Source organism: Shewanella gelidii (genome assembly GCF_014647855.1).
Lineage (GTDB): Bacteria > Pseudomonadota > Gammaproteobacteria > Enterobacterales > Shewanellaceae > Shewanella > Shewanella gelidii.
The window spans coordinates 14324-28028 of sequence record NZ_BMPZ01000010.1 but is presented as its reverse complement, the minus strand read 5'-3'; the positions used below and the strand labels follow the sequence as shown (position 1 = coordinate 28028).

The window sequence follows — 13705 nt, the reverse complement described above, 5'->3', positions numbered from 1 at the left end:
CAATGAAGACTTCGGCTTGGTACGTGTACATCATCCGCTGTTGTCATGGACATTTATACACAGGCGTTACCACAGATGTTGAACGCCGCTTTAAAGAGCATGAAAGCGGTGGAGTGAAAGCCGCCAAGTTTTTAAAAGGCAAAGGCCCCTTGAAATTGATGTACCAAGAGGTTGCCGAAGATCGCAGTGCAGCTTTAAAACGGGAAATTGCGATTAAAAAATTATCTCGCTCAAGTAAGCTTGCTTTGATCAATCTTCATCAAAATCACAATCAAAAAACGACTTAGTACCACTGAGGGTGCTGTTAAAGTGTAAGGAAGTGATCCCGTGAAAACGATGTTGCAGTGGCTTCCCATCAACAAATTTGGGACAAAAGCTAAGATGTATCGCGTGATTAAACCGTTGAAGATAAAAGGGCAGAAGCTTAACGAGCCAGCATTTTCTATGCAAGGTTCGAAAAGCTCTGCGTCGGGAAGAGATGAGTTGAGGTTGATTCAGAACCCTACAAGCTCGAAGCCTTTTGCTGGTGGATTGCGCGGTGCTTAATCGATGCTAACGGCTCCAGAGATATGATCAAAACTCAAGCTGCCAGAGCCAGATTCGATGATGTGCAGCCCACCAGCATGCTCAACATCGATTGACCCAGAACCATCGTCTATGGTGACAAGGCCTTGAGCATTGTGAACGCTTAGGCTGCCTGAGCCGTCTTGAATGTTGACATCACCAGATACCTGGCGAACGCGAATGGAGCCAGAGCCATCATCAATGGCGATTGTTTTGCCACCTTGAACTTCAATAGAGCCTGAACCATCTTCAATGGTGATGTCGCTATTCATGCCCACGACTTGAATAGAGCCTGAGCCGTCATCAATATTGAGCTTTAAGTGGCTCGGCACTTGTACGGTGAGATTGATGTAGGGCGAATTCCCCATCGAAAAGCTTGAGTCGAAACCAGCATTTAGCTTTATTGTATCGGCAGATTGTTTGAGGGTAAGTTGAACATCATCTAAGTCATAATAGTGAATATCTGCAGTGACGATGACTTGATCAATATGATCACGCCCTTCTATTTGTAAGCTGCCAGCTTCTGTTGTTGCAATGAGTTGTGACGCTTCAGCCGCAGTGAGCGTTAAGGTTCTTTGTTCATGTTCAAGAGGGCCTGAATCTGTTGCATTTACATTAATAATACAACCGCCCATGAATAGGCTTGTTAGTGCAACTGCAGCGAGTTTAAGTTTCATTCTTATATTCCTTTTAGGGCGAAGTCTAGTGTCTATCACAACATGTATCAGATTAATTCTTCCTGAATAGCGAATTTTATGCCAAAATTTAACTTATTGTTTTATATTGATTTTTTGTGTTGTTCTGGTTGTTGGATTCACGTGCCTGTGTAATTTTTACAAATTAAGTTAAGTTTTTAGCTAGAAATTCGTGTAATTCGTCATTAGGCTAAATTCATTGTGATGAAGGGAGATGGTATGGATTATTTGCAAGTGAATCAGCAAGCGTGGGATAAGCGGACTGAGATCCATAAGGCTTCTCGTTTTTATGATGTTGATGGCTTTTTACAGGGGGCGAGTTCACTGCAAGAGATAGAGTGTCGTGAGCTGGCCGTTGCAGGAAAAAGCTTATTGCACCTCCAGTGCCATTTTGGATTAGATACCTTGTCTTGGGCGAGGCTCGGAGCCAAAGTCACAGGTGTTGATTTATCTCCTGCCGCCATAGGCTATGCACAAGAACTGGCGCAGAAGGCGAAACTAGATGCCACATTTGTTGCAAGTGATGTGTATCAATGTCGTCAGTACATACAAACACAATTTGATCTAGTGTATACATCTTATGGTGCGTTGTGTTGGTTACCTGATTTGCGACAATGGGCTGAAGTCATTGCCGCGAGCTTGAAACCTGGGGGAGAGTTCTACATGGTAGAGTTTCATCCACTTCAAGCGGTGTTTGAAGGTTATCGCTACTTTTCACACGCAGAACCAGACATTGAAACAGAAGTGACCTACACCGAAAATGCCAATGATGAAAAACATACAACAGCGACTTGGTCCCACCCCATTTCTGAAGTCATCAATGCGTTAATACAGGCAGGCTTAAATATTCAAAGCGTACAAGAATATGACTATAGCCCATATAATTGCTTTGAAGGGCTCGTTGAAGTGGCTGAAGGCAGGTATGCCTGGCTCCATCAAGAACAAGCCATTCCATTGACTTATGCTTTGCGGGCTAAAAAGCCTGAGTAATTAGCTACGCGTTAACGTGCTTGACCGGTGAAGGCCATGAACAGCAGAAAAAGCTTTGAGGTACGAGCCGCTTTTTCTGCTGTTCATATCGGTTTAATGACTACGTAAAACTGGGTAGGCAAGATAGGCTTGGTCATAGTAAGGGCTACGTTGATAAAACCAACGTAAGCGTGCCTTTGGGTCTTGGGCAAAAGACGCATTTGCTAATGCCTGTTGAAATTCTTTAGCAAGCGCAGGATCATCGGCTAGCATTTTGGCTGCCATTGGCTCTACAGCATAATTCTCGATATATTCAGTACGCGTAAAGATGGGATTGAAAAATCCCCATTGCAGTAATGAATCCCTAGATTCCGGCTCCAACAGCATTATCGCCAAATCTCCCAGTGGCTGCTTGGTATTGATCTTCACGGTGCCGGCAGGCAGCGTCGTGGTCATGGTGTGAAGGTTTGTGTTGACGCTCACGCGTTGCCGGCCTTCATAATCTTTGCTTTGAAATTCAAAATCATCGATACGATATTGGCTGAGGCTTACCTTTGTTGATTGTTGCAGCACTTGCATACGGATCCCGTGTATATCGAGCCGTTCAATTACCTGCTGCCACTGAGCAGGAATATAATATGCTTCTGGCCGAGAAACTTGCTTTAAAGGTTTGGTATTGCTGTGAACCGGCAGGTTGATATAGCTCTTGGGTTTGCCATTCCAACGAATAATTTTGTTTCCACTAATTGGGCTGTGTTCGAGCGAATAATCAATGCCTTTGAAGTCGCGGCCTAAAGACTGCTGCTCTTCGCCCCACTTTACCGTAATGGTTTTCGGGTACCGGTAGCTATCTTGGGTGATTGCTGACTTGAGCGTCGTGGCTTGAGTACCCATTAATTCCAGCGTACTTTCTAGCATGACATACGTCGCTAATACCCGTTGACGAAACGGTTTTAAGCTATGGTTCTCAATTAAAATAGTGGGTAAATGGCGTGCATCACCATAGCCGTTTGAAAATCGAGGACTCGGATTCCACAGAGAAAAGCCTTGGTTGATATCGGTATTGTCTTTAGCAAAGACAAGCTCTCCAGGAATGTGCCCTGCTGCTGTGAGCGCACTATATATCGCGGGCTTGTATGCATGCTCTAGCCAAGCATAACTAGCTGGGCTTAGACCTTGCTTTAAGTTGTAGCCTAAGGTGAGATCATATTGATAATCAATGCCATCGGTGACATGGACGTCAATATACAGACTTGGGTTCCATCGATTGATTGCGCGGATCATATGCTGCATTTCTGGGCTATCCGCTTTTGCATAATCGCGATTTAGATTTAAGTTTGTCGCTGTCGTGCGCCAGCCCATATTTTCTGGACCACGTTGGTTGACGCGATTGTATTGACCGCTGCGCTCGTGCCCATCCACACTGAAGATTGGAACGAAGAGTAAATTGGCATCCGCAAGCAAGTGCTGTTTATTCGCAAAAACAATATCGCGAAGCAGCATCATGCCAGCATCTTTGCCATCGATTTCGCCAGAATGAATACCCGCTTGCACTAAAATAGTGGGTTTGTTGTTTTGGCTCAACGTCTCAGGGCTGTTTGCCCCCTCTTGTGAGGCGATGATCATCCAAATATCTCGTCCTTGTGGACTCAGACCTAAACTGACTTTGCTTAACATTGGGCTGGTGGCAATGAGTTTGTCTAGCCATGCAATCGTGTCGTCATAGTTTGGACTCGCGAAACCTTGGCTTTGTTCAAATGGTGTTGCCCATGGGTCATTGGCATCGACCATCAGTTGTTCGCTGTTTCCCTGCCAAGGCTCTAGAGGTGGCAAAATCGTATCATTGACATAGCTGTTGCCGTGAGCCTGTGTTACTTCATTGCTATGTGGAGTGGCGGTCGCGGTCAAAACAGGTAAGGTTAGTCCAATAGTGACTAGGGTGGCACCAAGTGCCGAACGGGAAAAGAGCATTGAGCGAAGAACGGGCATAACGACTCCATCTAGAGGGTGGTAATAGGGTTAGGCGTTTTGATTTGACTCTTTAACCATTGCCTTCGTTGACGGCAAGTATTGGTCCAAAAGATTGCGAAGTATCTTTGATGAATTGGATGCCGAAAGCAAGTTGCAGAACCGCTTAGACATGAGTCGAAACAAAAAATGCCAGTTACAATCAAGGCAACTGGCATTTTAATCGGTTCAACTTGGTTGTTGACCGTTACACTTTAGGACCTGCAGATTTGATAGCATCTGAAACATCATACTTCGCAAAGTTATCGCTAAAGGCTTGAGCAAGTTGCTTCGCGTATTTGTCGTAAGCAGCTTTATCTTCCCAGGTGTTGATTGGGTTAAGTAAACTTGCATCCACACCAGGAATGTTTACTGGCACATGGAGGTTTAGTTGCTCTAAATGTTGAGTTTCAGCATCTTTGAGTGAGCCGTCCACAATTGCGTCTACAATCGCACGTGTCGTTGGAATATCAAAGCGCTTACCAATCCCGTAAGGGCCGCCAGTCCAACCCGTATTGACGAGATAGACTTGGCTGCCAAATGACTCGATACGCTCCATGAGTAGCTCCGCGTACACGCCTGCTGGACGCGGGAAGAATGGTGCGCCAAAGCAGGTCGAGAACGTTGATTGAATTGCTTCTGTTGAACCCACTTCAGTGGATCCTACTTTTGCCGTGTAGCCAGACAAGAAGTGATACGCTGCTTGCTCTTTTGTCAGCTTCGATACTGGTGGTAGCACACCTGAGACGTCACAGGTTAGGAACACCACTGCATGGGGTTCTGCGCCACAGTTAGCCTCGATTCGTCTAGCGATGTGCTCAAGCGGATAAGCTGCACGGCTGTTTTCGGTAAGGTCGGTGTTACTGTAGTCAGGCACACGATGCTCATCCATGGTCACGTTCTCAAGCACGGTACCAAAGCGAATCGCGTCCCAAATCACAGGCTCGTTTTTTTGGCTTAAATCGATACACTTGGCGTAACATCCGCCCTCGATATTGAATACGCCACCAGGTGCCCAGCCGTGCTCATCATCACCAATCAAAAAGCGCTTTGGATCAGCAGAGAGAGTGGTTTTGCCGGTACCAGAGAGTCCGAAGAATAGAGTGGTATCGCCTTGTTCACCGACGTTTGCCGAGCAGTGCATCGGCAAAACGCCCTGTGCAGGGAGTAAGAAGTTCTGTACCGAGAACATCGATTTCTTCATCTCACCCGCATATTTCAAACCGGCAAGTAAGATTTTGCGCTCGGCAAAGTTAAGAATTACGGCAGCATCTGAACTGGTCCCGTCGCGCTCTGGGTCACATACAAAACCGGGTGCGTTCACAATTTGCCAAACGGGTTTATTCGCTTGGTTGAAGGTTTCTGGAACGATAAATAAATTGCGAGCAAATAATTGGTGCCAAGCAAATTCAGTGGTGACATTGATTGGCTGATAGTGGTCAGCGTCAGCGCCAACTTCGAGTTGTGAAACAAAGGTCTCTTTGTTTTCTAAATAGGTTTGAACACGTTTCCATAGGGCATCAAAGTCACCGGCTGAAAATGCGCGGTTTACTGGGCCCCATTCGATATCGTTTTCGCTGCTCGCTTCTTTTACGATAAAGCGATCGCCTGGAGAACGTCCTGTGCGTGCACCTGTTTTTGCGACCAAAGCACCATTCGCTGTCAGCTCACTTTCGCCGCGTAGCAGTGATAATTCAACAAGTTGTGCTGTGGTTGGATTATGATGGACGCGGTTTACTCCTTCCGCCATAGGTAATATCTCCATTCTATACGAGGTTAAGTTATTGGTTTGGTCTTCACGCCAAATAAGTTCTAAGTCCTTGAACGTTAAGATCCTGATCATTTAATTTTTATATTTGTGATCAAGGCAGTTCAGTTCTTAGATTGATACTGCGGAGATCTTCGCCATGATAACGCTAGGGCTTTATTGACGCTGTGATTGTAACTTAACCAGTTGCGGAAGTGTGAGCTAGATCTCAAAATATTTTTACAAAAAAAAGACACCACGTGGTGTCTTTTTTTAGTCTGCTGTTTTTTAAACGTTTACGACTGAGAAGTCGTTGTTTTTGGAGCATCGGCGAAAATAGCTGCAACGTCTATAGAGTCGAATTTATATTGGCTATTGCAGTACTCACAGCCCATTTCTATGCTGCCTTTTTCCGCAAGTATGCTTTCGACTTCTTCTTTTGCAACCGAGCGAATAGCACCCGCACTACGCTCACGTGAGCAAGTACATTTAAAACTTACATCAACAGGCTCATACAGACGCACCGTTTCTTGATGATATAAGCGGTGCAATACGTCTTCGGCTTCAAGCTCAAATAGTTCTTGCTGCTTGATGGTTCCTGTGAGCTGGGCCAGATGCTCAAAGTCCTGCTGATGCTCTGATTCGCTTGGCAAGATCTGTAATAACATCCCGGCAGCTTGTTGGCCGTCAGCAAATAACCAAATGCCGGTCGGCAATTGCTCTGATTGCATAAAATATTCTTCTAAGCACTGTGCAAGGTTGGCTTTATCTAATGCTACCACCCCTTGATAACGTTCGCCGTTGTCAGGAGTCAGGGTTATCACCATATATCCTTTGCCAAACAGGGCTTGTAAATCTGCGTCATCGGCTAACTCGCCATTCCAGCGAGCAACACCTCGTAACTGCTGCAAATTATTGCCGTTAATGACCGCGAGAGAAACGGCACCATCGCCTTGCAACTGAATACTGATGTCACCACTAAACTTCAGGGTCGCGGTGAGCAATGACGTGGCTGCCATCAATTGGCCTAATATATCTTGCAAGACCTTTGGATAGTCATGGTTTTGAATGACTTCTTGATAGCTGTTGTCTAGTTGTACAAGTTCACCGCGCACGTCAGCTTCATCAAATAGGTAGCGGTGTAATTTATCTTTACTCATTTATAACTCTCAATATTTAAAATTCTTTAATTCGTATTAGCTGTCGGCGCTGTTTTTTGTCTGGCTTCTGATCGGGTGCCGGATTGTTGGCAATATTTAGTCGTCTTGCTTCGGCATAAGTTTCTCGTTTTGCAATACTTTGGGGCGTTTCTTCATAAAGCAACTGTGCGATTGCAGCTTTTTGTCTTTGCTCGGATAGTGATTTGATGACGACCTCTTTGTCATCAAAGCCTTGGCGTAACTTTATGCTGGCTCCAATTTCAACGATTTTGCTGCATTTACTGCGTTGACCGTTGTAGTGAACCTTGCCGCCATTGATCATGTCTTTGGCGATAGCACGGGTTTTATAGAAACGTGCGGCCCAAAGCCATTTGTCCAAACGGACACAAATTGTACTTTGTTTGTCAGTATTCATGGGAATTCCGTAGGCACTTTGTTGCTAATTTGAACAAGTGCAATCAAAAATGTGACTCGCGGCAAATCTAGTTTTGTAAAAGGTGGCGAACTTCACAACGAAAGCAGGACGGCTAATATAGCATAATCGGCCATTTTCCGCCAATATTGGCCGATGAATGGGCTTGTTGCGCTACTCTGTGTGAGTTAGCATGGGCAAAGGGAATTTTAAGTAAAATAATCAGAACAGAGGCCTGTAAAGAGGGTCCTAAATTATATGGATTTATTAGATAAGTTCTTGGCTAGGTTGGCAGGGTTACCACATAAACCGCTCAGCATGGTCACTTTTGGGGTTGGGTTAGTCGCCGTGCTTTATATTGCTGCGGGAATTACCTGGAAGCTTATACCCATTTCGGAGTCCACCGTCGCGTGGGAGCCAACACGTAGTGCTGCCCAAAAAGGCGCGCAGGTAAATGTTTCAGAGTTGAACCAACTTGCACTTTTTGGCCGCCTCGACAGCAATGCAAATAAACCAAAGCCTAAGCCGGTAGAGGTGGAAATTACAGATGCGCCAAAAACATCACTGTCAATTCAGCTGACCGGCGTCGTTGCCTCAACTGCCGAGCAGAATGGTTTGGCAGTCATTGAGTCTCGTGGCAGTCAAGAAACCTATAGCTTAGGCGATAAAATCAAAGGGACTTCGGCATCGCTAAAAGAAGTTTATGCGGACCGTATCATCATCACCAATTCTGGTCGTTATGAAACACTCATGCTTGATGGCCTCAAATACACCAGCAAAAGCAATGCGAATCAGCAGTTACAGCAAGCAAAGTCTCGGCCTAAAGTGAGCCGGGTTGATCAACGCAAAAATAGTCGCGTAGCCGAGCAGCTGAGTGCTTCTCGAGAAGAGCTGATTGCAGACCCGACAAAAATCACGGACTTTATTGCGATTTCACCAGTCAAACGAAAGGGGCAGATTTTAGGTTATCGCTTAAACCCCGGCAAAGACGCCAAGCTTTTTCAGCAGGCGGGCTTTTTAAGAAATGATTTGGCGAAGTCGATTAATGGATACGATTTAACGGATATGGGGCAGGCGCTAGAAGTCATGGCGCAAATACCCGAATTAACTGAAATTTCGTTGATGGTAGAGCGCGATGAACAGTTAATAGAAATTATGTTTAGTTTGCCGCAATAAGTTTGGCATTGGGGAAGATTTACAATGAATAACACAAAGATTCGACGCAAGTTACTTGCTGGGCTCGTGGCGGGCGCAGCCATATTTGCCCCTTTGCATGCTTGGTCTGAACAATATGCGGCAAATTTTAAAGGCACAGATATTCAGGAGTTTATCAATATTGTTGGTAAAAACCTGAATCGTACGATCATCGTTGACCCTACGGTGCGCGGCAAAATTAATGTCCGCAGCTATGACCTGTTGAATGATGAACAGTACTATCAATTTTTCCAGAACGTGTTGCAAGTTTATGGTTATGCGGTTGTCGAAATGGACAACAACATTATCAAGGTCATCAAAGATAAAGATGCCAAAACTGCTTCAATTCGCGTTGCCGACGATAAGTCGCCAGGAATTGGTGACGAAATGGTTACTCGCGTCGTTGCGCTATACAACACTGAGGCCAAACAACTTGCTCCTTTATTGCGTCAGCTCAATGATAACGCCGGTGGCGGGAACGTTGTTAACTACGACCAAGCAAACGTACTGATGATTACCGGTCGCGCATCGGTAGCCAACAAACTTGTGGAAATCGTGCGTCGCGTCGACAAGCAGGGCGACACAGCCGTGCAAGTGGTGTCACTTGAATTTGCATCTGCTTCTGAAATGGTTCGTATTGTGGACGCACTTTATCGCGCATCGGCGAATCAAGCGCAGTTCGCAGGCAAAGCGCCAAAAGTGGTGGCTGATGAGCGCATGAACGCCGTTGTTGTTAGTGGTGATGAAAAAAGTCGTCAACGTGTAGTTAATCTCATTAAACGGTTAGACGCCGAGCAAGCTAACACTGGCAATACCAAAGTTCGTTATTTACGTTATGCCAAAGCAGAAGACTTAGTTGAAGTGCTCACAGGTTTCGCCCAAAAACTTGAAGGCGGAGATGGTGCTGCTGCAGCCAAAGGCGCTAGCAAGCAACGACGCAATGAAATCAATATTATGGCGCATACCGACACCAATGCTTTGGTGATATCTGCTGAACCAGATCAAATGCGTACCCTTGAGAGTGTCATTAATCAGCTGGATATTCGTCGCGCGCAAGTGTTAGTCGAGGCGATAATCGTCGAGGTTGCAGAGGGTGATAATGTTGGCTTTGGTGTGCAATGGGCAACCGGTGCAGGTGGATTGTCGCAGTTTAATAATTTAGGGCCAACAATTGGTGAAGTCGGTGCCGGTGTGTGGGCGGCACGTGAGGAAGAAGGCACGACGGTCAAAACGACCGATAGCAACGGTAGTATCGTTGAAGTAACCAACCCAACATCTGATGGGGATTACACTCTGATCGCGCAAGCATTGGGTAAAGTGAGCGGCATGGCATGGGGGGTCACAACCGGTGATTTCTACGCATTAGTGCAGGCTGTGTCGAACGATACCAACTCAAATGTGTTGGCGACGCCTTCAATTACAACGCTCGATAACCAAGAAGCGTCGTTTATTGTGGGTGATGAAGTACCGATTATTACCGGTTCCACATCGAGCTCAGGAAATGACAACCCATTTCAAACGGTTGAGCGTAAAGAGGTTGGGGTGAAGCTAAAGGTGGTGCCACAAATTAACGAAGGCTCTTCCGTTAAGCTTACGATTGAGCAAGAAGTGTCTGGTGTGAATGGTAACACCGGTGTTGATATTAGCTTTTCAACGCGTCGCTTAACGACAACCGTTATGGCGGATTCCGGTCAGATTGTTGTTTTGGGTGGTTTAATTAACGAAGAAGTACAAGAAAGTGTGCAAAAAGTGCCGCTATTGGGTGATATCCCTTACCTTGGGCATCTGTTTAAATCCTCTTCAAGCAAAAAGACCAAACGTAACTTGATGATATTCATTAAGCCGACCATTGTACGTGATGGCATGACGATGAACGGAATTGCTGGGCGCAAATATAATTATTTCCGAGCGTTGCAACTCGAGCAGCAAGATCGCGGTATTAACTTAATGCCAAATACCGACGTACCAATTCTTGAAGAGTGGGATAAACAAGGCTTCATCTCTCCGGAAGTCAATGAAATTTTAGAACGCTATCAAGATGGCCAATCGATGGATACTCCATTGAGGGAGCAAGAAGCTGCGCTCAAGGTGTTATCAGACAATAAGCAGAGCAATGCCCATGAGTGAGATGCAACACGCTGAAGAGAGCGAACTCGCTAAGGTTTCTAGTGACCTTGGTATGGTTGCAGAAGGTGAGGCTGATGAAGTCTTTCACTCAGATAGTAAAGAGCGTTTGCCGTTTGCATTTGCTCACCGACATAGTTTGGCCTTGGCAACTGAACATGATCAATTGACCCTTTATTACACCGACAGCACCCCACTTGAGGCAATGCTGGAAGTGCGACGCTATGCCGTCAAAGAGCTTGTGTTAGAGAAAATCCCAGCGGATGTATTTGAGGCCAAATTGACTCAGGTATATCAAGCAAACTCTTCAGAAGCACAGCAGTTGATGGAAGATATTGGCAACGAGATGGATTTATTCACCCTAGCAGAAGAGCTTCCTCAAACCGAAGATCTGCTTGAGGGGGATGATGATGCTCCGATCATCAAGTTAATCAATGCGCTGCTCTCAGAAGCGATTAAGGAAGAAGCTTCGGATATTCATGTCGAAACCTATGAAAAACAGCTGGTTGTTCGTTTTCGGGTTGATGGCGTGCTAAAAGAAGTTTTAAAACCAAATCGGAAACTCTCTTCACTGCTCGTGTCGCGCATTAAGGTCATGGCAAGGCTCGATATCGCTGAAAAACGGGTGCCGCAAGATGGCCGGATTTCTTTACGAATTGGTGGTCGTGCTGTTGATGTGCGTGTATCGACGATGCCGTCGAGTCATGGTGAGCGTGTGGTGTTACGCCTGTTAGATAAAAATGCCGGCAACTTAGATTTAGCACAGCTGGGTATGACAGCGAGTGTGCAGCAGCAATTTGATGAATTAATCCGTAAGCCCCATGGGATTATTTTGGTGACCGGTCCGACAGGCTCTGGTAAAAGTACCACCCTCTATGCGGGTCTGACCGAAATTAACGCAAAAGATACCAATATTCTTACTGTTGAAGATCCGATTGAATATGAGCTTGAAGGGATTGGTCAAACCCAAGTGAATACGAAAGTGGACATGACCTTTGCTCGTGGCTTACGAGCAATTTTGCGTCAAGATCCCGATGTGGTGATGATTGGTGAAATTCGAGATCTAGAAACCGCACAAATCGCAGTGCAGGCTTCGTTAACCGGTCACTTAGTTATTTCGACTTTGCATACCAATACGGCATCTGGTGCCATAACGCGTCTGCAAGATATGGGCGTTGAGCCATTTTTGGTTTCATCGAGTTTACTTGGAGTTTTAGCCCAGCGACTCATTCGAACCTTGTGTAGTGACTGCAAAATCGAGCATGTTCCTGATGTGCGAGAGCGTGAGCTGTTAGGAATGCAAGCGTCGGATCAGCGGGTTATTTATCGCGCCAAAGGCTGTAAAGCATGTGGTCACAATGGGTATCGCGGTCGAACAGGTATCCATGAACTGCTAGTGGTTGATGACCACGTGAAAGAGCTTATTCATGGAGGCCGAGGCGAGTTGGCGATTGAAAAACATGTTCGCCAAATCAGTCCTGGAATACGCCACGATGGTATGGAAAAAGTCCTTCTTGGGCTCACAACGCTCGAAGAAGTCTTGCGCGTAACGCGTGAGGAATAAACATGCCGGCATTTGAATACAAAGCGCTGAATCGTCAAGGCAAACAGCTCAAAGGCGTGATTGAGGCGGATACTGCCCGCCACGCTCGAGGCCTGCTGCGTGACCAAAAAATGATGCCGCTTGAAATTGAGCCGGTGACCGAGAAAGAGTCCAAGGCTGCTAGAGCCGGTTTTTCATTTAAGCGTGGTATCTCAGTTGCCGAGTTAGCGCTGATCACTCGCCAAATTGCGACGCTCGTAGCCGCTGGCTTACCAATTGAAGAAGCATTAAAGGCCGTTGGCCAGCAGTGCGAAAAAGATCGCCTTGCCAGTATGGTGATGGCAGTGCGCTCCCGCGTCGTCGAAGGTTATACCCTTGCTGATTCGATGGCTGAGTTTCCCCATGTCTTTGACGAGCTGTATCGCGCCATGGTCGCTTCAGGCGAGAAATCCGGTCATTTGGAGGTGGTATTAAACCGCCTTGCAGACTATACCGAACGTCGCCAACAGCTAAAAACAAAGTTAACCCAAGCGATGATTTATCCCACCATGCTGACCACGGTGGCGATTGGTGTGATCGGGGTTCTACTGGCCGCAGTTGTACCTAAAGTCGTCGGGCAGTTTGAACATATGGGGCAAGAGTTACCGGCAACAACACAATTTTTGATTGCTGCGTCAGATTTCGTCCAAAATTATGGTCTTATTTTACTCGGCGTGATTGCGTTGATATTTATCGGCTTTCAGCAGTTGTTGCGTAATGATGGCTTCAAAATGAAGTACCACACTTTACTGTTGCAATTGCCCGTTATCGGCCGGGTGAGTCGCGGACTGAATACAGCGCGATTTGCGCGAACATTAAGTATTTTATCGGCCAGTGCAGTGCCGCTGGTTGATGGGATGCGTATTGCCAGTGAAGTTTTAATGAACGTTAAAGTGAAAGCTGCGGTCGAAGAGGCAACCACTCGGGTTCGAGAAGGGACAAGTTTAGGCGCAGCGTTGACCAATACCAAGCTCTTCCCACCCATGATGCTCTATATGATTGCATCGGGGGAAAAAAGCGGTGAGTTGGAACAGATGTTAGAGCGAGCCGCCGACAATCAGGACCGTGAGTTTGAAGCCAATATTAACCTTGCTCTTGGTGTATTTGAGCCTGTACTCGTGGTGAGTATGGCGGGGGTAGTGCTGTTTATTGTGATGGCAATTTTGCAGCCAATTTTAGCGCTGAATAATTTGATTAGTGGATAAAGTCGTTGCTGGCTGATTGCCAGCAATGGGCAACCGATTTAAGAAT

Annotated in this window: 12 protein-coding genes; 7 read left to right on the top strand and 5 right to left on the bottom strand. The window is 46.1% G+C overall.

Annotation, left to right across the window (positions count from 1 at the left end; translation table 11 throughout):
• The first annotated feature begins 2 nt into the window (after positions 1-2).
• Positions 3-287 (top strand): GIY-YIG nuclease family protein, encoded by a 285-nt coding sequence (locus IEY18_RS14680; protein ID WP_188922172.1) that lies wholly within the window; start codon positions 3-5, stop codon positions 285-287.
• A 40-nt stretch (positions 288-327) separates the two neighbouring features.
• Positions 328-546, top strand: a complete 219-nt coding sequence (locus tag IEY18_RS14675; protein ID WP_188922171.1) for a hypothetical protein — start codon at positions 328-330, stop codon at positions 544-546.
• Here IEY18_RS14675 and IEY18_RS14670 read toward each other — a convergent pair.
• Complete coding sequence (locus tag IEY18_RS14670; protein WP_188922170.1) at positions 543-1241, bottom strand: DUF4097 family beta strand repeat-containing protein; 699 nt, start codon at positions 1239-1241, stop codon at positions 543-545. The two genes, IEY18_RS14675 and IEY18_RS14670, sit on opposite strands and share 4 nt — an antisense overlap.
• A 237-nt stretch (positions 1242-1478) precedes the next feature.
• Between IEY18_RS14670 and IEY18_RS14665 the strand changes: the two genes are divergently transcribed.
• On the top strand, positions 1479-2249 hold the full coding sequence (locus tag IEY18_RS14665; RefSeq protein WP_188922169.1) for a class I SAM-dependent methyltransferase: 771 nt from the start codon (positions 1479-1481) through the stop codon (positions 2247-2249).
• Positions 2250-2342: 93 nt separating this feature from the next.
• On the opposite strand, the gene IEY18_RS14660 is transcribed toward IEY18_RS14665, so the two are convergent.
• The 4 genes from IEY18_RS14660 to hslR form a co-directional block, all read right to left on the bottom strand.
• Entirely contained in the window at positions 2343-4199 is a 1857-nt protein-coding gene (locus IEY18_RS14660) for a M14 family metallopeptidase (RefSeq protein WP_373290761.1), read from the bottom strand.
• A 244-nt stretch (positions 4200-4443) separates the two neighbouring features.
• On the bottom strand, positions 4444-6000 hold the full coding sequence (locus tag IEY18_RS14655) for a phosphoenolpyruvate carboxykinase (RefSeq protein WP_188922362.1): 1557 nt from the start codon (positions 5998-6000) through the stop codon (positions 4444-4446).
• A gap of 278 nt (positions 6001-6278) precedes the next feature.
• Positions 6279-7142, bottom strand: a complete 864-nt coding sequence (gene hslO, locus IEY18_RS14650) for an Hsp33 family molecular chaperone HslO (RefSeq protein ID WP_188922165.1) — start codon at positions 7140-7142, stop codon at positions 6279-6281.
• A gap of 16 nt (positions 7143-7158) precedes the next feature.
• Positions 7159-7557 carry a ribosome-associated heat shock protein Hsp15 gene (hslR, locus tag IEY18_RS14645; RefSeq protein ID WP_188922163.1) on the bottom strand — a complete coding sequence of 133 codons (399 nt, stop codon included), beginning with the start codon at positions 7555-7557 and terminating at the stop codon, positions 7159-7161.
• Positions 7558-7812: 255 nt separating this feature from the next.
• Between hslR and gspC the strand changes: the two genes are divergently transcribed.
• Genes gspC through gspF form a run of 4 tightly spaced genes read left to right on the top strand, consistent with a single transcriptional unit; the run spans position 7813 to position 13659 of the window.
• Positions 7813-8730: a type II secretion system protein GspC gene (gspC, locus tag IEY18_RS14640; protein WP_188922161.1), complete on the top strand. Its 918-nt coding sequence runs from the start codon at positions 7813-7815 to the stop codon at positions 8728-8730.
• A 24-nt stretch (positions 8731-8754) separates the two neighbouring features.
• Complete coding sequence (gene gspD, locus IEY18_RS14635) at positions 8755-10875, top strand: type II secretion system secretin GspD (RefSeq protein ID WP_188922159.1); 2121 nt, start codon at positions 8755-8757, stop codon at positions 10873-10875.
• A complete protein-coding gene (gene gspE / locus IEY18_RS14630; RefSeq protein WP_229779932.1) occupies positions 10868-12436 on the top strand; it encodes a type II secretion system ATPase GspE in 1569 nt (522 codons plus the stop codon). The genes gspD and gspE overlap by 8 nt, the downstream gene beginning before the upstream one ends.
• Positions 12437-12438: 2 nt before the next feature.
• On the top strand, positions 12439-13659 hold the full coding sequence (gene gspF / locus IEY18_RS14625) for a type II secretion system inner membrane protein GspF (RefSeq protein ID WP_188922157.1): 1221 nt from the start codon (positions 12439-12441) through the stop codon (positions 13657-13659).
• Positions 13660-13705: the final 46 nt, after the last annotated feature.